The sequence below is a fragment of the Streptomyces sp. ISL-36 genome, from assembly GCF_018614205.1.
Classification (GTDB): Bacteria; Actinomycetota; Actinomycetes; order Streptomycetales; family Streptomycetaceae; genus Streptomyces.
The window spans coordinates 32,599-53,987 of the sequence record NZ_JAGGOS010000138.1 but is presented as its reverse complement, the minus strand read 5'-3'; the positions used below and the strand labels follow the sequence as shown (position 1 = coordinate 53,987).

Below are 21,389 nucleotides of genomic sequence, written 5' to 3'. Positions count from 1 at the left end.
GGCTGCGCCCGCTGCCCGAGGGGTGCGGGCGGGGCGCTCGCCCGCGGCGCCTGCCGCCGCGCGGGCGGGGCGGGCCGGGGCAGGGGGAAGCTGGCCCTTGAGGGGGCCCCATTCGTTGGGGTCCGGGACACCCGGGGGGAGCATCTGGCGCCGCTTGGGGCCGCCGTGCTCGGATTCGCCCGGCTCCTTCGCGCCCGGCCACGCCTTCACGACGCGGGCGGCAAGCACGAAGTCCTTGCGGAGCGGGTGGCCCTCGAAGTTCTCGGGGAGGAGCAGCGGGACGAGGTTCGGGTGGCCGGTGAACTCGACGCCGAACATCTCGTGCGTCTCGCGCTCGTGCCACGCGGCGCCCGCGTAGACGCCGACCGCCGACGGCAGCACCGCCGCGGAGTGCGGAACCGTCGTGCGGACCAGCAGGCGGCGGACCACGCGGCCCTCCAGCGCCACCACGTGCGCGCAGACCCGGAAGCCCGTGCCCGGCTCGTCGACCGCGCTCAGCCAGTCGAAGTACGTGCAGCCCAGCGTGGAGCGAGCGGTTTCGAGCGCGGCGATCCAGGAGCCGGCCGGTACGTCGACGGTCAGCAGGTCGTACGCCCGCTCCGCCGTCGCCTCCTCGCCGAAGATCTCGGTGACGGCGTCCGGAAGGGTGTCGTAGGCGTTCACGCGTCACCTCCGGGCGGCGGCGGGGTGACCAGGCCGCTGGTCAGCTGGCCGACCGAGGGGCCCGAGTAGCGCTCCCCCAGGCTCTCCCGGGCGATCTTCTCCTGCAGCTTCAGGATTCCCTGGAGCAGCGCCTCGGGCCGCGGCGGGCAGCCGGGGACGTAGACGTCGACGGGGATGATCTGGTCGACGCCCTTCGTCACGGAGTACGAGTCCCAGTAGGGCCCGCCGCAGTTGGAGCAGGCGCCGAAGGAGATGACGTACTTGGGCTCGGGCATCTGCTCGTACAGCCGCTTCACCGCAGGTGCCATCTTGTCCGTCACCGTGCCGGAGACGATCATGAGGTCGGCCTGGCGCGGTCCGGGCGCGAAGGGGATCACGCCGAGACGGATGAAGTCGTGGCGGGCCATCGACGCGGCGATGAACTCGATCGCGCAGCAGGCGAGCCCGAAGTTGAAGACCCAGAGGCTGTAGCGGCGGCCCCAGTTCAGGACCACCTTCATCGGCTCGGGTGCCAGTCGGGCGAGGGGGCCCAGCGTGGGGGCCGGCAGGGGAGTCGGAGGCGGGGTCGGGGTCACGTCCATGACAGGACGCCCTTCTTGTACGCGTAGAGCAGTCCCACGGCCAGGAAGCCGAGGAAGATGAACATCTCGACCAGGGTCGCCGCGCCGTAGCCGGGTGCGGCGAAGACGGTCGCCCAGGGGAAGAGGAAGATCGAGTCGACGGCGAAGATCACGTAGAGGAAGGCGTACACGTAGTAGCGGACCTGGGTGTGGGCCCAGCCCTCCCCCACCGGGTCGACACCGCACTCGTACGTCAGCAGCTTCTCCGGCGTCGGCACGACGGGCCGCAGCAGTCGGCCCGCGCCGAAGGCGATGGCGACGAAGAGCATCCCGATAACGGCGAGCAGCCCGACGACCGAGTACGTCTGGAAGTAGTCCGCCGCGAGTCCCGCCCGTACGGTCGGTTCCGGCACGTCCACCCCTCGCTTCCTGCCCGTTTCGGAGATCTGTACGGAGGCGAGTCTAGGCCTTGTTAAAGGGGCTGTAAGCGGCTGTGTCAGCTAGTGAGCGAGCGCGGCGGACTGCCGCGCGCGCCCACACGCGGCCAGAGGCCCGGGACGGCGAGCGGGCGGGACACGGACGGGGCGTCGGCGGGAGCCGCGAGCAGGGCACGACAGACGCACGGACGGGGCCGCGGACGGGGCGTGGGCGGGAGCCGCGAGCAGGGCACGACAGACGCACGGACGGGGCGCGGGGCGGGCCACGGCGGAGGCGCGGCAGCCCTGGAGACAGGGGGGATATCCCTACTCCGGCTCACCCACGAACCCCATGGCGTGCGGAGCGCGCCGACCGGCAGGCTTGGCCCCATGAGCGTCGACACCGAAACCCCGCCACCGCCCGCGCGCCTCGCCTACGGCCGGCACACCTGGAAGGAGGTCTCCTTCCTTCTCGCCAATCTGCCGATCGCGCTGGTCGGGTTCGTGTACGTGGTGGTCTCGGTCCTCCTCGGCGTCGGCCTCTCGGTCACGGTGATCGGTCTGCCGCTCCTCGCCTTCGGTCTGGCCGGGTCGCGCGGTCTGGGGCGGGCCGAGCGCTCCCGCGCCCGGGCCCTGCTCGGGGTGCGGGTGGACGAGCCGAGCCCGCTGCCCCGCCGGCACGGCTTCTTCCCCTGGCTGTGGACGGCGCTGAAGGACCCGGTCGCGTGGCGGACGGTGCTGTACATGTTCATCCGGCTGCCCTGGGGGATCGTGACCTTCACGGTCACCCTGGTCTCGCTGATCGTGCTCTGGCCGGTGCTGCCGTTCGTCGCCCGTGGCCTGGGCAACGCCGACCGGGCCATGGTCCGCGGTCTGCTCTCGCCCTCCGACGAGCTGGAGCGGCGCATCGCCGAGCTGGAAACCGACCGCGGGGTGGTGGTGGACACCGCCGCCGCCGACCTGCGCCGCATCGAGCGCGATCTGCACGACGGCGCCCAGGCCCGGCTCGTCGCCCTCGCGATGGGGCTCGGCCTGGCGAAGGAGAAGCTGCTCGAGGACCCGGAGGCGGCGGCGCGGATGGTCGAGGAGGCGCACGGCGAGGTGAAGACCGCGCTGCAGGAGCTGCGCGACCTGGCCCGGGGCATCCACCCGGCGGTCCTGACCGACCGGGGGCTCGACGCCGCGCTGTCCTCGATCGCGGCACGGTGCACGGTCCCGGTGAAGGTGACGGTCGACCTGACCGAGCGGCCGGCCGAGGCCATCGAGGGCATCGCCTACTTCACGGTCTCCGAGCTGCTCCAGAACGTCTCCAAGCACGCCCGGGCCCGTTCCGCCTCGGTGGAGGTGTGGCGCAGGGAGGACCGGCTGCTCCTTCAGGTACGGGACGACGGCCGCGGCGGGGCGCGCCTCGACGGCGGTACGGGGATGGCGGGGCTCTCGGAGCGCCTTGGCGCGGTCGACGGGCTGTTCGTCCTCGACTCGCCCGAGGGCGGCCCGACGACGGTCACGGCGGAGCTCCCGTGGCGGGCCCGGGGGTAGGGGAAACCCCCGGTCGCAGACGCCCACCCTCCTCATGGTGCGGGACGGCCCCGCCCGGGAGCCTTGAGGCAGTACCCCCCTCCACCCGCTTCACCCCTCCACCTCCTCCTCCTCCACCACCTCCTCCACCACCACCTCCACCACCACCTCCGAGCAGAAACGGACATCAGCGATGGCCACCCACCGCCTTCCCGTCGCGATCCGCGCGCCGTTCGAGGCACGCACCTGGCGCGAGTTCGGCCATCTCCTGCTCGGGCTGCCGCTGAGCTGCGTCTACTTCGCCCTCTCCATCGCCATGGTCTCGGCCGGCGCCGGTCTGCTGATCACCTTCCTCGGCATCCCGGTGCTGGCCGGCGCTCTGGCGATGTGCCGCGGCTTCGGCGCGGTGGAGCGGGCCCGGGCGCGCGGCCTGCTCGGCCTGGACGTGTCCGCGCCCGAGCCGGTGCGGGGCCGTACGGGCGGGGCCATGTCCTGGATGGGGGCGATGCTGAAGAGCGGCGCGTCCTGGCGCCACCTGCTGTACGCGATCCTCCACATGCCGTGGGCCGTCTTCGCCTTCTCCGTGGCGGTGACCTTCTGGGCCTGGGGCTGGGCCCTCTTCACGTACCCCCTGTGGCAGTGGGTCTTCCCGATGTACGCGGGCCAGGACGGCCTCCAGCTGTACGGCGACGGGACGCACGACCTCTATCTGGACTCCCCCTTCGAGCTGGCCGTCACCAGCGGCGTCGGTCTGCTCTTCGTCCTCGCCGGGCCGTGGATCATCCGGTCACTGGTCGCCGTGGACCGGCTGATGGTCGGCGGGCTGCTGGGCCCCTCGCGGCTGGCCACCCGGGTCACGGAGCTGGAGACGGACCGCGGGGTGGTGGTGGACACCGCCGCCGCCGACCTGCGCCGCATCGAGCGCGATCTGCACGACGGCGCCCAGGCCCGGCTCGTCGCCCTCGCCATGGATCTGGGGCTCGCGAAGGAGAAGCTGGCCGAGGACCCGCGGGCGGCGGCGCGGATGGTCGAGGAGGCGCACGGCGAGGTGAAGACCGCGCTGCAGGAGCTGCGCGACCTGGCCCGGGGGATCCACCCGGCGGTCCTGACCGACCGGGGGCTCGACGCCGCGCTGTCCTCGATCGCGGCACGGTGCACGGTCCCGGTGTCGGTGGAGGTGGATCTGCCGGCCCGGCCGGTGCCGGCGATCGAGGGCATCGCCTACTTCACGGTCTCCGAGCTGCTCCAGAACGTCTCCAAGCACGCCGAGGCACGCCGTGCCTGGGTGGATGTATGGCGGGCGGGCGACCGGCTGATGCTGCAGGTGAGGGACGACGGCCGGGGCGGGGCGGACACGGCGGCAGCCAGCGGACTGGCCGGCCTGACGGAGCGGCTGGACGCGGTCGACGGCATCCTGGCCGTCGACTCGCCGGCGGGCGGCCCGACGACGGTCACGGCGGAGCTGCCCTGGCGCGCCTGAGCCGTGCGCTCCCCCGAGGCCTCCCCGAGGCCTTCCCCCAGGCCTTCCCCCGAGGCCTTCCACCAGGCCTCCCCCGCGGACTCTCCCAAGGCCTCCCGAGGCTCCCCGAGGCCTCTCCGCGCCCACTCCCCCGTATGCGCCGCTCATGCCATGCCCCTCGGGGAACCACCACACCCCCTGAACCCCGTCCGGCCCCCTCGCGTCCCTCTTGCTGCGATGCTGGGACCGCATCGAACACCGGGACACCGGGACACCGGGAATCCGGGAATCCGGACACCGGAACACCGGACACAGGACATCGGGACACGGGGGCTTCAGGGTCGTGGGCGTGGAAGACGTGGCGGACAGCGTACGGGTGGTCATCGCCGAGGACTCGGTGCTGCTCCGGGAGGGGTTGACCCGGTTGCTGACCGACCGGGGGCACGAGGTCGTCGCCGGTGTGGGGGACGGAGAGGCGCTGGTCAAGACCGTGGCCGGTCTCGCCGGTGAGAACGCGCTGCCGGACGTGGTGGTCGCGGACGTACGGATGCCGCCGACCCATACGGACGAGGGCGTACGGGCGGCGGTGCGGCTGCGCAAGGAGTACCCGGGGATAGGGGTCCTGGTCCTTTCGCAGTACGTGGAGGAGCAGTACGCCACCGAGCTGCTGGCCGGCTCCAGCCGGGGCGTGGGCTACCTGCTGAAGGACCGTGTCGCGGAGGTCCGGGAGTTCGTCGACGCGGTGGTCCGGGTGGCCCGGGGCGGTACCGCGCTGGACCCGGAGGTCGTGCAGCAGCTCCTGGGCCGCAGCCGCAAGCAGGACGTGCTGGCGAACCTGACCCCCCGGGAACGGGAGGTCCTGGGCCTGATGGCCGAGGGCCGGACGAACTCGGCGGTCGCGAAACAGCTGGTGGTGAGCGACGGCGCGGTGGAGAAGCACGTCAGCAACATCTTCCTGAAACTGGGCCTGTCACCGAGTGACGGGGATCATCGTCGGGTACTCGCGGTGTTGACCTACCTGAAGTCCTGATGGCCTGACACCCTGTCAGGGCGAGATCGGGGCCTAGGACCGAAGAACGAGCGGAATGGGGCTTTCCGGAAGAATCCGAGGGGCGACAGAACGTGACAATTCATGGCGATCGGGCATCTCAAAACGACGTCCAGGATGCGAGAAGTCCCGGGAAGGCCCCCCTCACCGTCGTAGGGTGGGCCACGGGACGGTCGGTCCGCCGAGCGTCTTCCGAGCCCTCTCCCGCCTCCGGCGGAGAGACCCCTTGCCGCGAGGGAGGTCCAGTTCAGTGACCAGCCAGGTCAGTAGCGAGGCCGGTGAGGCCCTGGTCGGGGAACAGCGCAGCGTCCCCGCCGGGTCCCACCACGGCGAAGAGAAGGAAGTCCGCCGCCTGGATCGGGTGATCATCCGATTCGCGGGTGACTCCGGTGACGGTATGCAGCTGACGGGTGACCGGTTCACCTCCGAGACGGCGTCCTTCGGGAACGACCTGTCGACGCTGCCGAACTTCCCCGCCGAGATCCGGGCCCCGGCGGGCACGCTGCCGGGCGTCTCCTCGTTCCAGCTGCACTTCGCCGACCACGACATCCTGACCCCGGGTGACGCACCGAACGTGCTGGTGGCGATGAACCCCGCCGCCCTCAAGGCCAACATCGGCGATGTGCCGCGCGGCGGCGAGGTGATCGTCAACACGGACGAGTTCGCCAAGCGCGCCATGGCGAAGGTCGGCTACGAGACCTCCCCGCTGGAGGACGGCTCGCTGGCCGGCTACCGGGTCCACCCGGTCCCGCTGACGACGCTGACGGTCGAGGCGCTGAAGGACTTCGGCCTGCCGAGGAAGGAGGCCGAGCGCTCCAAGAACATGTTCGCGCTGGGTCTGCTGTCCTGGATGTACCACCGGCCGACCGAGGGCACCGAGACCTTCCTGCGGCAGAAGTTCGCCAAGAAGCCGCAGATCGCCGAGGCGAACGTGGCCGCGTTCCGGGCCGGCTGGAACTTCGGCGAGACGACCGAGGACTTCGCGGTCAGCTACGAGGTCGCCCCGGCGACCAAGGCCTTCCCGACGGGCACGTACCGGAACATCTCCGGGAACCTGGCCCTGTCGTACGGACTGATCGCCGCCTCCCGCCAGGCGGACCTCCCGCTCTACCTGGGCTCGTACCCGATCACCCCCGCCTCGGACATCCTGCACGAGCTGTCCAAGCACAAGAACTTCGGCGTCCGCACCTTCCAGGCGGAGGACGAGATCGCCGGGATCGGTGCCGCGCTCGGCGCGGCCTTCGGCGGCTCGCTCGCCGTAACCACCACCTCGGGCCCCGGGGTGGCGCTGAAGTCCGAGACGATCGGTCTCGCGGTCTCCCTGGAGCTGCCGCTGCTGATCGTCGACATCCAGCGCGGCGGGCCGTCCACCGGTCTGCCGACCAAGACCGAGCAGGCCGACCTGCTGCAGGCCATGTACGGCCGCAACGGCGAGGCGCCCGTCCCGGTCGTGGCTCCCAGGACACCCGCCGACTGCTTCGACGCGGCCCTCGACGCGGCCCGGATCGCGCTCACCTACCGCACTCCGGTCTTCCTGCTCTCCGACGGCTACCTCGCCAACGGGTCCGAACCCTGGCGCATCCCGGACCTCGACGAACTCCCCGACCTCGCCACGCGGTTCGCCACCGGCCCCAACCACGAGCTGGCGGACGGCACGGAGGTCTTCTGGCCGTACAAGCGCGACCCGCGGACCCTGGCACGGCCCTGGGCCCTGCCCGGCACCCCGGGACTCGAACACCGCATCGGCGGGATCGAGAAGCAGGACGGCACGGGCAACATCTCGTACGACCCCGCGAACCACGACTTCATGGTCCGCACCCGCCAGGCCAAGATCGACGGCATCGAGGTGCCGGACGTCGAGGTCGACGACCCGGACGGCGCGAAGACGCTCGTCCTCGGCTGGGGCTCGACCTACGGGCCGATCACGGCCGCCGTCCGCCGGCTGCGGGCCGCGGGGCTCCCGATCGCCCAGACGCACCTGCGCCACATCAACCCCTTCCCGAAGAACCTCGGGGAGGTGCTGAAGCGGTACGAGAAGGTGGTTCTCCCGGAGATGAACCTGGGCCAGCTCGCCACCCTCGTCCGCGCGAAGTACCTCGTCGACGTGCAGTCGTACACACAGGTCAACGGCATGCCGTTCAAGGCCGAGCAGCTCGCCGCGGCACTCAAGGAGGCCATCGATGCCTGAGTCGCTCCTGAACCTCGTGCCCAAGGCCGAAGCCGCCCAGTCGATGAAGGACTTCAAGTCCGACCAGGAGGTGCGCTGGTGCCCGGGGTGCGGTGACTACGCCGTCCTCGCCGCCGTGCAGGGCTTCATGCCCGAACTCGGTCTGGCGAAGGAGAACATCGTCTTCGTCTCCGGCATCGGCTGCTCCTCACGCTTCCCGTACTACATGAACACGTACGGGATGCACTCCATCCACGGCCGCGCCCCCGCCATCGCGACCGGCCTCGCCACCTCGCGCCGCGACCTGTCCGTCTGGGTCGTCACGGGTGACGGCGACGCGCTCTCCATCGGCGGCAACCACCTGATCCACGCGCTGCGCCGCAACGTCAACCTCAAGATCCTGCTCTTCAACAACCGGATCTACGGCCTGACCAAGGGCCAGTACAGCCCCACCAGCGAGATCGGCAAGATCACCAAGTCGACGCCGATGGGCTCGCTCGACGCGCCCTTCAACCCGGTCTCGCTCGCGATCGGCGCGGAGGCCTCCTTCGTCGCGCGGACGGTGGACTCCGACCGCAAGCACCTCACCGAGGTGCTGCGCCAGGCCGCCGATCACCCCGGCACGGCGCTCGTGGAGATCTACCAGAACTGCAACATCTTCAACGACGGCGCCTTCGAGGCCCTCAAGGACAAGGACCAGGCCCAGGAGGCCGTGATCCGCCTGGAGCACGGCCGGCCGATCCGCTTCGGCACCGACCTGGCCAAGGGCGTCGTACGGGACAACGTCACCGGCGACCTGAAGGTCGTCACCGTGACCGCCGAGAACGAGAGCAGCGTCCTCGTCCACGACGCCCACGCCGCCTCTCCGACGACCGCGTTCGCGCTGTCCCGCCTCGCGGACCCGGACACGCTGCACCAGACGCCGATCGGGGTGTTCCGGTCCGTGGAGCGGCCGGTGTACGACACGCTGATGGCCGACCAGCTGGACACGGCGATCGAGCAGCACGGCAAGGGCGACCTGGGACAGCTGCTGGCGGGCAGCGACACCTGGACGGTGGTCGGGTAGCCCCGGCGCCCCGCGTGAGGGGCACGGCCTCCCGGCACGGATGAGGGGCGCGGCGCGCGACGCCGCGCCCCTCACGTCTCCTCGGCGACCAGCCGCATCGCCTCGGCTGCGGCGAGGACGGCGTCGTACGCCTCTACGCCTCCACCGCGAACCGTTCGACCCGGCGCCACGGCCCGAGGCCCCAGCCCGCCCGGCAGGCGGCGGTGAACTCCTCGGCCGAGGCGACCGCCCGTCACCCCGGGGCGGTTACAACGTCATTGGGACCGACCGGTTGCCCGCTCGCGACGCGCCTCGTCGTACGCCTGCCGTGCCCTCTCCACATCCGGCACCCGCCGCTCCGTCCAGCGCCCCAGCTCCGACACCTGGCGGGCGGCCTCCGTGCCCAGTTCGGTGAGGCTGTAGTCGACGCGGGGCGGGATCACCGGCTTGGCGTCGCGGTGGACGAAGCCGTCGCGCTCCAGGGTCTGGAGCGTCTGGGTGAGCATCTTCTCGCTGACGCCGCCGATCTCCCGGCGCAGCTCGCTGAAGCGGTACGAGCGCTCCAGGAGCGCGATCAGGATGAGGACGCCCCAGCGGCTGGTGACGTGCTCCAAGACGAGCCGCGAGGGGCACATCGGGTCGTTGAGGTCCGGCTTCGGGCTCGCGCCGCCCTCTGTACTTACTCCCATACCAGTACCTTACTTCAAAGTGGGTACTTTCGAATAGTTGGCGCCGGTCGTACGGTGAGTGAACACCCCGACAGACCCCCTCCAGAGAGAGAACGCCATGAGCATCGTCGTCACCGGAGCCACCGGACAGCTCGGTCGTCTTGTCGTCGCCGAGCTGCTGACGAGGGTCCCCGCCCCCTCCGTCGCCGCGGTCGTCCGCGACAAGGAGAAGGCCGCCGACCTCGCCGAGCGCGGTGTCGAGCTGCGGGTCGCCGACTACAGCAAGCCGGAGACCCTCGCCGAGACCTTCGAGGCCGGTGACCGCGTGCTCCTGATCTCCGGCAGCGAGGTCGGGCGGCGCGTGCCGCAGCACGCCGCCGTGATCGCCGCGGCGAAGGCCGCCGGCGTCGCCCAGCTCGCGTATACCGGCATCCTCGGTGGCCCGGAGGCGGACTTCGACCTGGCCGCCGAGCACAAGGCGACCGAGCGGCTGATCCTCGAATCGGGTCTGCCGTACACCTTCCTCCGCAACGGCTGGTACACCGAGAATTACACGGCCAGCCTCGCCGCCGTGCTCGCGCACGGCGCGGTCGTCGCCAACGCCGGCGAGGGCCGGATCGCCTCCGCCACCCGCGCCGACTACGCGGCGGCCGCCGCCGCCGTCCTGACCGGCCCGGTCGAGGAGCACCTGAACAGGGCGTACGAGCTGAGCGGTGACGTCGCCTGGTCGCTCGCCGAGTACGCGGCCGAGGTCTCGGCCCGGTCCGGCAAGGAGATCGCGTACACCCCCGTGCCCGCCGAGACCCACCTGGCGATCCTCACCGGCGCGGGCGTGCCGCAGCCCTTCGCCGAGATCCTCGTGGACGTGGACCGGGCCGTGGAGCGCGGGGCGCTCGCGCGGCGTAACGGCGACCTCTCCCGCCTGATCGGCCGCCCGACCACGCCGATCGCCGAGACGATCGCCGACGCGATGGCCGACGCGATGGCCGAGCCCGCGTCCGAGCCGATCTCCGAGTCGAACGCCTGAGCCCTCACCCGGAAGGTCATGACCGTATCGCGGTACGGACATGACAGGCCGCCCCGCGCGGCGCTACCGTCGACAGGACGGCGCGGCGGAGGGCGGGAGTTTCGATGAAGGAAAGCACCGAGGGCCGAGCAGGCCTCTTGTACGGGATCGGCGCCTACGGCATGTGGGGGCTGGTCCCGCTCTTCTGGCCGCTCCTGAAGCCGGCCGGCGCCGTCGAGATCCTCGCCCACCGGATGGTGTGGTCGCTGGCCGTCGTCGGTCTCGCGCTCCTCGCGCTGCGCCGCTGGGGCTGGATACGGGAGCTGGTGCGCAGCCCGCGCAAGCTGGGTCTCATCACCGTCGCCGCGGCCGTGATCAGCGTCAACTGGGGCGGCTACATCTGGGCCGTCAACTCGGGCCAGGTGGTCGAGGCCTCGCTCGGCTACTTCATCAACCCCCTGGTCACCATCGCCATGGGGGTCCTGCTCCTGAAGGAGCGGCTGCGGCCCGCGCAGTGGGCGGCGGTCGGCGTCGGTTTCGCGGCCGTGCTCGTCCTCGCGATCGGTTACGGGCGGCCGCCCTGGCTCTCGCTGATGCTGGCGTTCTCCTTCGCCGTCTACGGCCTGGTGAAGAAGAAGGTGAACATCGGCGGACTGGAGTCACTGGCCGCCGAGACCGCGATCCAGTTCCTGCCGGCCCTCGTCTATCTGGTGTGGCTGGGGTCCCGGGGATCGGCCGCCTTCGGCGCCGAGGGCGCCGGGCACGCGGCCCTGCTCGCCGCGACCGGCGTCGTGACGGCCGTGCCGCTGGTCTGCTTCGGGGCGGCGGCGATCCGGGTTCCGCTGTCGACGCTGGGGCTGCTGCAGTATCTGGCGCCCGTCTTCCAGTTCCTCCTCGGGGTCGTCTACTTCCACGAGGCGATGCCGCCGGAGCGGTGGGCAGGCTTCTCCCTGGTCTGGCTGGCGCTGACGATCCTGACGTGGGACGCGCTGCGGACGGCCCGGCGCAGCCGCGCGGCGGTCGTGGCGGCGACGGCGGAGGCTACGGCGGCCGAGGCGACGGCGGTCGTGGCGACGGCCGTGGCGACGGCGACCGTGGCGACGGCGACCGTGGCCGAGCCGGCTGAGCTGCCGGCCACGGCCGAGCCGCCGGGGACAGCCGGGTCGCCGACCGGAACCGCGGCCGCTTCCACTCCTTCGGCGCAGCCGGGGCGCTGACCGCAGGCAGCCACGCACACTGCGGTGTTACGTCGGGAGTACCGGGCCCGCTGTCCGTGGGGCCCCTCCCGAGCGGAGTGATGGCGTCAGTCGCAGCCGGGCCGCGGCGAGCCCCCGATGGACCCGATGTGACGGACCCCGATGTGACGGAGCGCCACCGCCTGCCCGGCGCCCCGGGGCCGGGGCTCCGGTTCAGGCGCCGAGCAGGTCGTGTTCCCGGATCAGCCAGCACACGGCCGTCAGCCGCAGCGTCGCGAAGTCGTACCCCACCGGCTCGACCCAGTCGGCCTCCGCCAGCCAGTCGGTGAAGCCGAGGACGTAGTCGGAAAGGTCCTCGCGTCGCAGGGTCCGGCGCTCGGCCCAGCTGTCCGCCGGCCTCTCCCCCACGCTCTCGGCCCAGCTCTCCGCCGGCCTCTCGCTCCCGCTCTCGGCCCAGGCCTCGGTTCGGTTCCCCTCCTGGCCCTCCGTCCGGCTCGCAGCCTGGCGCGCCGGGCCCCGCTGGGCGGGGATCAGGGCGTCGCGGACCTCGGCGGCGTGCTGGTCGACGGCGGCCACAAGCCCCGGCTCGAAGGGGAACTCCGAGAGCCGGGGCATGTACGTGGCGGCGACGCCCACCAGCGGGCAGCCGGGCGAATCGTTCATTCCCCCACACTGAGGGCGCTTCTCGCCTACGAGACCGTGACCTTGGTCGCAGCCGTCCCGCCGTGGACCTCGCGGCCGGACGCCCTCGACCGCAGCCCGGTCGCGGTGACCAGCGCGCCGAGCGTCACCATCACCACCGGCACGATCAGCGCCGCGCGGAATCCGTCGAGACCGCCGCCGGAGATCCCGTACACCGCCGTCACCGCCGAGATGCCGACCGCCGAGCCGAACTGGGTCGCCGTGGTCAGCAGTCCGCTCGCGAGCCCCTGCTCCTCCTCCGCGACGCCGTCGGTCGCCGCGATCGTCAGCGGTCCGTACGCGAGGGCGAAGGCGAGACCGGTCAGCAGCAGGGTCGGGAACATCGCCGCGTACGACCAGTCCGGGCCGACCGGCAGGAACAGGGCGTACGACACGACCGCGAGCACGAAGCCGCCGAGAATCACCCGGCCGTTGCCGCAGCGCGTCACGAGCCGGGGCGTCAGCGTCGGGGCGAGGACCGCGTCGACGCCCATGACGACCAGGGCGAGCGCCGTTTCCAGCGAGGACCAGCCGCGCAGCTCCTGCAGGTAGAGGGTGGCCACGAACTGGAACCCGAAGAACGACCCGACGAACAGCAGCGCCCCCAGGTCGGCGCGGACCATGGACGCCTTGCGGAGCAGCCCGAGCCGTACGAGCGGGGTGGCGGCCCGGCGTTCGACGGCGACGAAGACCCCGGCGAGGGCGAGGCCGCCGGCGAGGGCGAGCGCGGTCACCGCCCAGCCGTCGAAGCCGTGCTCCAGCCGGACGATCGCGAACGCCGACAGCAGCATGGCGCCGGCGGCCGTCAGCGCTCCGCCCAGATCGAATCCGCCCGCCGTCTTCTCGGGCCGCGCCTCCTTCGGGATCAGCCGGAGTGCGGCGAGCAGGATCGCCGCGGCGAGCAGGACGGGCGCGAAGAAGACCCAGCGCCAGCCGAGCTGGGTGAGCAGCCCGCCCATGACGAGACCGAGCGAGAAGCCGCCCGCCGCCGTACCGGCGAAGACCAGCAGGGCCTGGTTGCGCTGCGGGCCCTCCGCGTAGGAGGTGGTGATGATCGACATCGCGGCCGGGGTCATGAAGGCGGCGGCGACACCGGTCACGAAGCGGGCCAGGATCAGCATCCAGCCCTCGCTCGCGAAGCCGCCGAGGCCGGAGAAGAGCAGGAAGACGGTGAGCCAGCCGAGGAACATCCGGCGGCGGCCGAGGAGGTCGGCCGCGCGGCCGCCGAGGAGGGTGAAGCCGGCGTAGCCGAGGACGTACGCGGACATCACCCAGGCCGCGGTGCCGGTGGACAGGTCCAGGTCGGCTCGGACGGAGGGCACGGCGACGGCGAGCATGGCGACGTCGATGCCTTCGAGGAAGATCGTCCCGCAGAGGACGAGGAGCAGGCTCCAGGCGCGTAAGGACACAGCTGTCTCCAGGGCAAGAAGGGCGAAGAGCGAAGGGCGGTTACCGGCCGGAGGGTCGGTTCCCTCTTGTAACCACCTGCATCCTGCGGCAGCATCGGGTGCCATGGAAGAAGGCACTTCGAAGTCACCGAGTCACTGCGAAGTGACCTACGGCGCCGGGCACGACGGAGACGGTGGGGACACGGACCCCTTCCAGTGGGACACCCGGGAGGACTGCGAGGTACGGCAGATCCTCGACCGGGTCGCCGACAAGTGGTCGCTGCTGGTCATCGCCCTGCTCGACCGGCGCAAGCTGCGCTTCTCGGAGCTGCGGCGGGAGATCGACGGGATCAGCCAGCGGATGCTGACGGTCACGCTGCGGCAGCTGGAGCGGGACGGCCTGGTGAAGCGGACGGTGCATCCGGTGGTGCCGCCGCGGGTGGATTACGAACTGACGCCGCTGGGCGGGACCTTGCACACGACGATCCGTTCGCTGGTGACCTGGACGGAGCGGCACCAGAACGAGATCGCGGCGGCACGGGAGGCGTACGACGCCCGCGAGAGGGCGGAGTCGGAGGCGGCTCTGACGACCTGACCGCCGCCGCCCGCGGGTCAGGGGGCTTCCCGCTCCGTGTGCGTACGGGCCCGGTGCGCCCGCACCTTGTGGCGGTTGCCGCACCTCTCCATGGAGCACCAGCGGCGGCGCCCGGGGCGGGAGGTGTCCACGAACAGCAGCGCGCAGTGGTCGGAGCCGCAGACGCGGATCCGGTCGGCGTACGCGCCGGTGAACAGCTCGATCGCGTCGCGGGCGACGGTCGAGAGCAGGGCGGTCGCGGTGGCACCCGGCGCCCAGGCCCGCGCGCCGGCCACGGTGAACCGGCCCACGAGCGGCGGGTGGGCGGCGGCCTCGTTGACGGTCTCGACGTCCTCCGGCGCGAGGGCCCGCCCGTACGCCCGGGCGGACGCCAGCCGCCACAGCGCGTCCCGGACCTCCCGGACCCGCGTGAGCTCGGCCGCCGTGACGGTGATGTCGAGCCCGGGCGCGAGCCGGCACCGCCGGACCCAGTCGAGGAGGCCCTCGGCCGCATCGAGGACTTCGTAGCGCGAGGCCACCGGTCCAGGGCCGCCGGTGAGGAGCAACTCCAGGCAGAGGGCGCCCGCGTCGAAGCGGAACGACTGCCCGTCCAGGTGCTTCAGGGCCATTCCCGTTGTGTCCCGCATCACGCAACCAGTATAAGTGGTTACATGACACCGCTCCATTGGAAGCTCGTGATCGACTGCACCGACCCGCACGCCCAGGCCGCCTTCTGGGCCCGGGCCCTCGGCTACGAGGAGGAGGACCACAGCGCGCTGATCGAGCGCCTCCTCGGGCTCGGGGCCGCTCCGCCGGAGGCGACCCTGACGGTCTCCGACCGGCTCGCCTGGCGCGATCTGGCCGCCGTCCGCCATCCGGACGACCCGTACCAGGAGGAGACCGGCATGGGGCTCGGCCGCCGGCTCCTCTTCCAGCGCGTCCCGGAGAAGAAGACGGTCAAGAACCGCCTCCATCTGGACGTCCACGCCGCGCCGGGCGAGCGCGAGGCGGAGGTGGAGCGGCTGGAGACTCTGGGCGCCTCCGTCCTGCGCCGGGTCGCCGAACAAGGCGGCGAGTGGGTGGTCATGACGGACCCGGAGGGCAACGAGTTCTGCGTGCAGTGAGCCGTGCCCGGCTGCTGAGCCCTGCCCCGCCGTGCCCGGCTCAGCTCCCGTTCCGGCGGACCTCGTAGTGGAAGCAGCCGTACCCGACCGCCCTGACGTGCACCAGGGCCACCTCGGGATCGGTGAAGGCCTCCGCGAACGCCGTGTCGAACCCCTCGGTCGCCGCCTCCGGGATCTCCAGCAGGCGGCCGCCGACGATGCGGCCCTCGGCGCTGTAACGGCGCAGGACCCGCAGGGCGCCGGGTCGCGCGAAGGGGTACGACTCCGGGTCCGCCGGCCCCTCGCACTCCTCCGCGTGGATGAAGACCGGCCCCTGCTCGTCGTACGCGCCCGGCTCGGCACCGGTCGCGGCCGCCCAGCGGCGCAGCGGGGCGTACGAGACGAGAGCGATCCGCTCTCCGGGGCGGACGGGCCGCAGACAGCAGCGCAGCGGGTCTCCGCCCTCGTCGTCGACGTACGGGAGACAGGGGCGGCCCGCGTCGTCGCGGAGGCGGAGCTCGGCGAGCGCGGCGGGGTCGATGGCGCGTGCGGTGTACGTGGTCATGCCCCCAGGCTCACGCGCGCGCGACGGCGCCGCTGGCGGGATTCGGACATGGCGATCGGACGGGGTGATCGGATTGGTGACCGGACATCGCGAACGGACGCGCTGATCGGACGTGCCGGTCGGAGCCGGTGCTGGTCGGAGCCGGTGCCGGTCGGAGCCGGTGCCGGTCGGAGCCGGTGCTGGTCGGAGCCGGTGACGGGCGCCGGCGATCGACGCCGGTGTTCGGACGTGGTGATCGGCGCCGGCTGATCGGACATGGTGATCGGACGTGGCAATCGGGCGCCGCCCCACCGCGGCGCTCGGACCCGTCCTCGACGCCGCGTATCGTCCGCTCCGCGGGACCGCGCACCCGGGGATCCGCGATCGTCCGAAGAGGTGGTGGTGGCGTGCGGGAACCGGCGATCATCGAGGCGCCGTCCGTGCTCGGGCTGCGGCCGTCGGGCGTCCAGGAGCTGCCGACGGCTCTGCTCGACGCCGGACTGGCGGCGCGTCTCGGGGCGGTGCGGGCCGGCCGGGTGGAAGCGCCCGCCTACGATCCGCGGCGCGACGAGGAGACCGGGATCCTCAACCCCGAGGGCATCGCGCGGTACTCCGTCGATCTGGCCGACGTGGTGGACGGCGTCCTCGGCCGTGGCCGGTTCCCCGTGGTCCTGGGCGGTGACTGCAGCATCCTGCTCGGCAGCCTCCTCGCCCTGCGCCGCCGCGGACGCCACGGCCTGCTGTTCCTCGACGGACACACCGACTTCTACCAGCCGTCGGCGGAGCCGACCGGCGAGGCGGCCTCGATGGAACTCGCACTCGCCACGGGCCGTGGCCCGCGGCTCCTGACCGACCTCGAAGGCCGCGGCCCGCTGCTGCGCGACGAGGACGTCGTCGCCTTCGGCTTCCGCGACACCGCCGAGTCGGCCGAGGCCGGGATGCAGCCCCTGCCGCCGCGGCTGCGCGCCATCGGCCTCGACGCGGTGCGCGCGGTGGGTGCCGCCGCGGCGGCGCGCCGGGCGGTCGGTCATCTCACCGCCGACGGCAGCGCCGGGTTCTGGGTCCATCTCGATGTCGACATCCTGGACGCCGCCCTCATGCCGGCCGTCGACTACCGCCTGCCCGGCGGGCTGACCTGGGAGGAACTGGAGAGCGTCCTGCGGACGGCACTGGCCGACGAACGGGCCCGGGGTCTCGATGTCACCATCTTCAACCCCCGTCTCGACCCCGAAGGGGCGATGGCCACCCGTCTGGTCGAGTGCCTCGGCCGGGGAATGAGCGGTGGGGACGACTGAGGAACGAGCGGGGAACCGGGGCACGACCGAGGGATGACCGGCCGAACGCGTCCGGTGAGCGAACGCGCCTGACCGGTTTCCGCTCTTGACGGGGAATCAAACTCTCGCTGAACATTCAGCACGCACAACCGTTCGTCGCACCATCGCACCACGCACAGCTCCAGCGCCTCGTGGCACCCACGCCGCGGGGCGTCTCGCACGTTCCGTCCCATCCCCAGTTCGGAATCCGGAGCCCCCACATGAAGCTCTCCGTTCCCAGACGCGCCACCGCGGTCGCCGGTATCGCACTCGCCGGACTCCTGGCCGGTGTCGCGCCCGCCGCCACCGCGCAGCCGCAGTCGGCCGCGGCCGCCGCGCCCGACATCCCGCTGGCCAACGTCAAGCAGCACTTGACCGACCTTCAGGCGATCGCCAACGCCAACGGCGGCAACCGCGCCCACGGACGCCCCGGCTACAAGGCGTCCATCGACTTCGTGAAGGCCAAGCTGGACGCGGCCGGGTTCACCACCTCCGTCCAGCAGTTCACCTCCAGCGGCGCCACCGGCTACAACCTGATAGCCGACTGGCCCGGCGGCGACCCCAACCAGGTCCTCATGGCGGGCGCCCACCTCGACTCCGTCTCCTCGGGCGCCGGCATCAACGACAACGGCTCCGGTTCGGCTGCCGTTCTGGAGACCGCGCTCGCCGTCTCCCGGGCCGGCCTCCAGCCCGCCAAGCACCTGCGCTTCGGGTGGTGGGGTGCCGAGGAGCTCGGGCTCGTCGGATCGAAGTACTACGTCAGCCAACTGCCCACCACCGAGCGGGCGAAGTTCTCCGGCTATCTGAACTTCGACATGATCGGGTCGCCGAACCCCGGTTACTTCGTCTACGACGACGACCCCACGATCGAGCAGACCTTCAAGAGCTACTTCGCCGGCATCGGCGTGCCCACCGAGATCGAGACCGAGGGCGACGGCCGATCCGACCACGCCTCGTTCAAGAACGTCGGCATACCGGTCGGCGGCCTGTTCACCGGCGCCAGCCGGGTGAAGACCAGTGCGCAGGTCCAGAAGTGGGGCGGCACGGCCACGGCCTTCGACCGCTGCTACCACTCCTCCTGCGACACGACCGCGAACATCAACGACACCGCCCTGGACCGCAACAGCGACGCCGTCGCCCACGCGATCTGGAGCCTGTCGGCCGGTACGACGACGCCGCCCGGCCAGGTCTTCGAGAACACCGCCGACGTGTCCATCCCGGACAACGGCGCCGCGGTGACCTCCACGGTCAACGTCACCGGCATCCCCGGCAACGCGCCCGCCACCCTCAAGGTGGGCGTGGACATCGTCCACACCTGGCGCGGTGACGTGGTCGTCGACCTGGTGGCCCCGGACGGCTCGGTCTACAACCTGAAGCCGTTCTCGTCCTCCGACTCGGCCGACAACATCCAGACGACCTACACGGTGAACGCATCCAGCGAGGTCGCCAACGGCGCCTGGAAGCTGCGGGCCCAGGACAAGGCCGCCCAGGACACCGGCTACATCAGCGGCTTCAAGCTCACGTTCTGAGCCTGGAGACCGCGCGAAGAACTCCCGGGTGGGTCGGTGACATCCAGCCCCGACCCACCCGGGCACCCACCTACTTGCCGGCGTTCGCCGCGTCCACCAGAGCGTCCTGGGTGACCGCGCCGACGTAGACCTTGCCGTCGTCCGTCAGCAGGGCGTTGACGAGCTTGGTCTTGAAGACCGTGCCCGAGCCGAACTTTCCGCTGACCTTGTCGCCGAGCGAGTCCAGGAAGCCCTTGACCTCCGCCGGGGCCTCGTCGGTCTTCGGGGCCGGGGCGCCGGTGTCCAGCTTCGCGATCGTCGTCCAGCCCTCGCCGATGACGTTCAGGCCGCCGAAGCCCTCCAGCCCCTGGCCGAACTCCTTCTCGAAGTTCTCGGGGGCCTTCTCGAAGTCCTCGGGGGCCTTCTCCTCCGCCGCGCCCTCGGTCACCTTCGCGCCCTTGGGCGCCGTGAAGTCGAACGTGGACGCCGCGGGCCTGCCGAAGTCGACCTTCGTGAAGCCGGCGTCGACCACGGGCTTCCCGCCCGCCGTCGAGGACAGGGTGAACTTCAGCGGCACGCCGTTCTCGGCGTCCACCGCCACCTTCACCGACTCGACGGTCGAGCCGCTCTGCTTCGGCTCGATGACGAGCTGGTACGCGTCCCTGCCCGCGACCCGCGCGGTCCCGCCCACCGTGATCGACGTCGTGTCGCCGGCGGCCTTCAGGATCTCGTCCGCCATCTCCTTCGGGGTGCTCGGAAGCTTCTCGGGCTTCTCGCGCTTCTCGCCCTTCGGCCCGTCGGCCTCGTCCGCCTTCTCGTGGAAGGCCTCGTTCGACTTGCTGTCGTAGCCCCAGACGTCGTCGCCGTTGTGGATCAGGCTGTACTCGTCCGAGCCGTCCAGGATGGTCAACTTCTGCTTCTCCGGGCCGTCGGCGGCGACGCGCAGCGTGTGCGTGCCGGAGACCAGCTCCGTCAGCTTGTCCTGCGGGTCGGCCGAGGAGGTCGAGGAATCCCCGCCGAGGCCGCCCGCGAGGCCGGCCAGCGACGGCAGCCCGAGGTCCGTGCTGATCTTCACCGTGCCGGAGAGCGTCTGGGTGTCCGAAGCGGCGATCTTCTCGATGAGCTGCTGGGCCGTGATCTTCGGCAGCTCCGGGTCACCGGACGCCGCCAGGGCCGGGACGAGCCCGATCGTCGCGGCGGCCACTCCGGCCACCGCGACCGGGACGACGTAGCGGCTCGCCTTGCGTCGGGTCGTCTGCGTGCTGTCCGTGCTGTCGTTCGGTGCCATGGTCTGTCCTACCTCCGTGGTCGATGACTCCATCAGACCAAAGCGGCGGTAAGGAATCGTCAGACTCCGGGCTCAACCTCACGTACTGCTACGGGATGACGGAACCCTGAGGCCCCCTAGCCCGCGCGGTGGACCACCGCGTCGCACAGCTCCTCCAGGGCCGACTTGGCGTACCCCTCGGGCAACGGCGCCAGCATCGCGCGCGCCTCCTCGGCGTAGCGCACGGTGTCGCGCCGGGCCTGCTCCAGGGCCGGGTGGACCCGCAGCCGCCGCAGGGCCTCCGCGTGCCGTGCGTCGTCGCCGAGGCCGCCGTCGATGAGCTCGACCAGCTCCACGTCCTCCGGGCGCCCGTGGGCCGCAGCGGCGGCCCGCAGATGGAGTACGGGGAGGGTGGGGATGCCCTCACGGAGGTCGGTGCCGGGGGTCTTGCCGGACTCGTGGGAGTCGGAGGCGATGTCGAGGACGTCGTCGGCGAGCTGGAAGGCGACGCCGAGCCGCTCGCCGTACTGGGTGAGGATGTCGACGACGCTCTCGTCCGCGCCGGACATCATCGCGCCGAAGCGGCAGGAGACGGCCACGAGCGAGCCGGTCTTGCCGCCGAGGACGTCGAGGTAGTGGTCGACCGGGTCGCGGCCGCCCTGCGGGCCCGCGGTCTCCAGGATCTGGCCGGTGACCAGGCGTTCGAACGCCTCCGACTGGATCCGTACGGCCTCGGGTCCGAGGTCCGCCAGTGTGTGCGAGGCGCGGGCGAAGAGGAAGTCACCCGTGAGGACGGCGATGGAGTTGTCCCAGCGGGCGTTCGCGCTCGGGACACCGCGCCGCACGTCCGCCTCGTCCATGACGTCGTCGTGGTAGAGCGTGGCCAGGTGGGTGAGCTCGACGACGACGGCCGAGGGCACGACACCCGGCGCGTACGGGTCACCGAACTGGGCGGCGAGCATCACGAGCAGCGGCCTGAAGCGCTTGCCGCCGGCCAGGACGAGATGCTGAGCGGCCTCCGTGATGAACGGGATCTCGCTCTTGGTGGCGTCGAGGAGACCTGCCTCCACGGCCGCCAACCCGGTCTGGACATCGGCCTCGAGAGCCTGGTCCCGCACGCTAAGACCGAACGGCCCGACGACGGTCACGAGGGGATCTCCTGTCTGCTGACGCCTGCTGATGCCTGGTGTTACCTGCCGACGATCACACGGATTGTCGATGTGTCGCTCGATTCACTCAAGTCAGCGTATCCGGTCCCGTTTCGA

The 21,389-nt window shown here is 71.7% G+C and carries 21 protein-coding genes; 11 read left to right on the top strand and 10 right to left on the bottom strand.

Going from position 1 to position 21,389, the window contains the following annotated elements; translation table 11 throughout:
- The 3 genes from J7E93_RS30940 to J7E93_RS30930 form a co-directional block, all read right to left on the bottom strand.
- Positions 1-663, bottom strand: a 663-nt coding sequence (locus tag J7E93_RS30940) for an NADH-quinone oxidoreductase subunit C (protein ID WP_215073334.1), incomplete at its 3' end; no start/stop codon positions are given.
- The gene (locus J7E93_RS30935) at positions 660-1,244 is read right to left on the bottom strand and encodes an NADH-quinone oxidoreductase subunit B (RefSeq protein ID WP_215073333.1); all 585 of its coding nucleotides are present in this window, start codon (positions 1,242-1,244) and stop codon (positions 660-662) included. The genes J7E93_RS30935 and J7E93_RS30940, both read right to left, overlap by 4 nt.
- Positions 1,235-1,636 carry an NADH-quinone oxidoreductase subunit A gene (locus J7E93_RS30930; RefSeq protein ID WP_215073332.1) on the bottom strand — a complete coding sequence of 134 codons (402 nt, stop codon included), beginning with the start codon at positions 1,634-1,636 and terminating at the stop codon, positions 1,235-1,237. Before J7E93_RS30930 ends, J7E93_RS30935 begins: the two co-directional genes overlap by 10 nt.
- A 393-nt stretch (positions 1,637-2,029) precedes the next feature.
- On the opposite strand from J7E93_RS30930, the gene J7E93_RS30925 reads away from it, so the two are divergent.
- From J7E93_RS30925 to J7E93_RS30905, 5 genes are all read left to right on the top strand, one after another.
- Entirely contained in the window at positions 2,030-3,178 is a 1,149-nt protein-coding gene (locus J7E93_RS30925; protein ID WP_215073331.1) for a sensor domain-containing protein, read from the top strand.
- Between the two features lie 172 nt (positions 3,179-3,350).
- Positions 3,351-4,637, top strand: a complete 1,287-nt coding sequence (locus J7E93_RS30920; RefSeq protein ID WP_215073330.1) for a sensor histidine kinase — start codon at positions 3,351-3,353, stop codon at positions 4,635-4,637.
- Between the two features lie 337 nt (positions 4,638-4,974).
- Positions 4,975-5,646, top strand: coding sequence for a response regulator transcription factor (locus tag J7E93_RS30915; RefSeq protein WP_308368844.1), 672 nt, complete (start codon positions 4,975-4,977; stop codon positions 5,644-5,646).
- 268 nt (positions 5,647-5,914) lie between these two features.
- A complete protein-coding gene (locus J7E93_RS30910) occupies positions 5,915-7,852 on the top strand; it encodes a 2-oxoacid:acceptor oxidoreductase subunit alpha (RefSeq protein WP_215073328.1) in 1,938 nt (645 codons plus the stop codon).
- Positions 7,845-8,897, top strand: a complete 1,053-nt coding sequence (locus J7E93_RS30905; RefSeq protein WP_215073327.1) for a 2-oxoacid:ferredoxin oxidoreductase subunit beta — start codon at positions 7,845-7,847, stop codon at positions 8,895-8,897. Before J7E93_RS30910 ends, J7E93_RS30905 begins: the two co-directional genes overlap by 8 nt.
- Positions 8,898-9,151: 254 nt before the next feature.
- On the opposite strand, the gene J7E93_RS30900 is transcribed toward J7E93_RS30905, so the two are convergent.
- Positions 9,152-9,565: a helix-turn-helix domain-containing protein gene (locus tag J7E93_RS30900; protein ID WP_215073326.1), complete on the bottom strand. Its 414-nt coding sequence runs from the start codon at positions 9,563-9,565 to the stop codon at positions 9,152-9,154.
- A gap of 97 nt (positions 9,566-9,662) precedes the next feature.
- Here J7E93_RS30900 and J7E93_RS30895 point away from each other — a divergent pair, with 97 nt between their 5' ends.
- Positions 9,663-10,571 carry an NAD(P)H-binding protein gene (locus tag J7E93_RS30895; protein WP_215073325.1) on the top strand — a complete coding sequence of 303 codons (909 nt, stop codon included), beginning with the start codon at positions 9,663-9,665 and terminating at the stop codon, positions 10,569-10,571.
- Between the two features lie 104 nt (positions 10,572-10,675).
- Positions 10,676-11,767 carry an EamA family transporter RarD gene (rarD, locus tag J7E93_RS30890; RefSeq protein ID WP_215073324.1) on the top strand — a complete coding sequence of 364 codons (1,092 nt, stop codon included), beginning with the start codon at positions 10,676-10,678 and terminating at the stop codon, positions 11,765-11,767.
- Positions 11,768-11,959: 192 nt separating this feature from the next.
- On the opposite strand, the gene J7E93_RS30885 is transcribed toward rarD, so the two are convergent.
- Both J7E93_RS30885 and J7E93_RS30880 read right to left on the bottom strand, forming a co-directional pair.
- Complete coding sequence (locus J7E93_RS30885) at positions 11,960-12,409, bottom strand: DUF6401 family natural product biosynthesis protein (RefSeq protein ID WP_215073323.1); 450 nt, start codon at positions 12,407-12,409, stop codon at positions 11,960-11,962.
- A 26-nt stretch (positions 12,410-12,435) separates the two neighbouring features.
- Entirely contained in the window at positions 12,436-13,836 is a 1,401-nt protein-coding gene (locus J7E93_RS30880; protein WP_308368843.1) for an MFS transporter, read from the bottom strand.
- Positions 13,837-13,939: 103 nt separating this feature from the next.
- On the opposite strand from J7E93_RS30880, the gene J7E93_RS30875 reads away from it, so the two are divergent.
- On the top strand, positions 13,940-14,410 hold the full coding sequence (locus tag J7E93_RS30875) for a helix-turn-helix domain-containing protein (RefSeq protein WP_215073321.1): 471 nt from the start codon (positions 13,940-13,942) through the stop codon (positions 14,408-14,410).
- Positions 14,411-14,427: 17 nt separating this feature from the next.
- Here the strand turns inward: J7E93_RS30875 and J7E93_RS30870 are convergent, their stop codons facing one another.
- The gene (locus J7E93_RS30870) at positions 14,428-15,036 is read right to left on the bottom strand and encodes an ABATE domain-containing protein (protein ID WP_251067333.1); all 609 of its coding nucleotides are present in this window, start codon (positions 15,034-15,036) and stop codon (positions 14,428-14,430) included.
- 24 nt (positions 15,037-15,060) lie between these two features.
- On the opposite strand from J7E93_RS30870, the gene J7E93_RS30865 reads away from it, so the two are divergent.
- Positions 15,061-15,513, top strand: coding sequence for a VOC family protein (locus J7E93_RS30865; protein ID WP_215073320.1), 453 nt, complete (start codon positions 15,061-15,063; stop codon positions 15,511-15,513).
- A 40-nt stretch (positions 15,514-15,553) separates the two neighbouring features.
- Here the strand turns inward: J7E93_RS30865 and J7E93_RS30860 are convergent, their stop codons facing one another.
- Positions 15,554-16,057: a DUF1203 domain-containing protein gene (locus tag J7E93_RS30860; RefSeq protein WP_215073319.1), complete on the bottom strand. Its 504-nt coding sequence runs from the start codon at positions 16,055-16,057 to the stop codon at positions 15,554-15,556.
- Positions 16,058-16,443: 386 nt separating this feature from the next.
- Here J7E93_RS30860 and J7E93_RS30855 point away from each other — a divergent pair, with 386 nt between their 5' ends.
- Both J7E93_RS30855 and J7E93_RS30850 read left to right on the top strand, forming a co-directional pair.
- Positions 16,444-17,331 (top strand): arginase family protein, encoded by an 888-nt coding sequence (locus J7E93_RS30855; RefSeq protein WP_215073318.1) that lies wholly within the window; start codon positions 16,444-16,446, stop codon positions 17,329-17,331.
- A gap of 239 nt (positions 17,332-17,570) precedes the next feature.
- The gene (locus J7E93_RS30850) at positions 17,571-18,878 is read left to right on the top strand and encodes a M28 family peptidase (RefSeq protein ID WP_215073317.1); all 1,308 of its coding nucleotides are present in this window, start codon (positions 17,571-17,573) and stop codon (positions 18,876-18,878) included.
- Between the two features lie 70 nt (positions 18,879-18,948).
- Here the strand turns inward: J7E93_RS30850 and J7E93_RS30845 are convergent, their stop codons facing one another.
- Positions 18,949-20,145: a sigma-E factor regulatory protein RseB domain-containing protein gene (locus tag J7E93_RS30845; RefSeq protein WP_215073316.1), complete on the bottom strand. Its 1,197-nt coding sequence runs from the start codon at positions 20,143-20,145 to the stop codon at positions 18,949-18,951.
- A 116-nt stretch (positions 20,146-20,261) separates the two neighbouring features.
- Positions 20,262-21,272: a polyprenyl synthetase family protein gene (locus J7E93_RS30840; protein ID WP_215073315.1), complete on the bottom strand. Its 1,011-nt coding sequence runs from the start codon at positions 21,270-21,272 to the stop codon at positions 20,262-20,264.
- Positions 21,273-21,389: the final 117 nt, after the last annotated feature.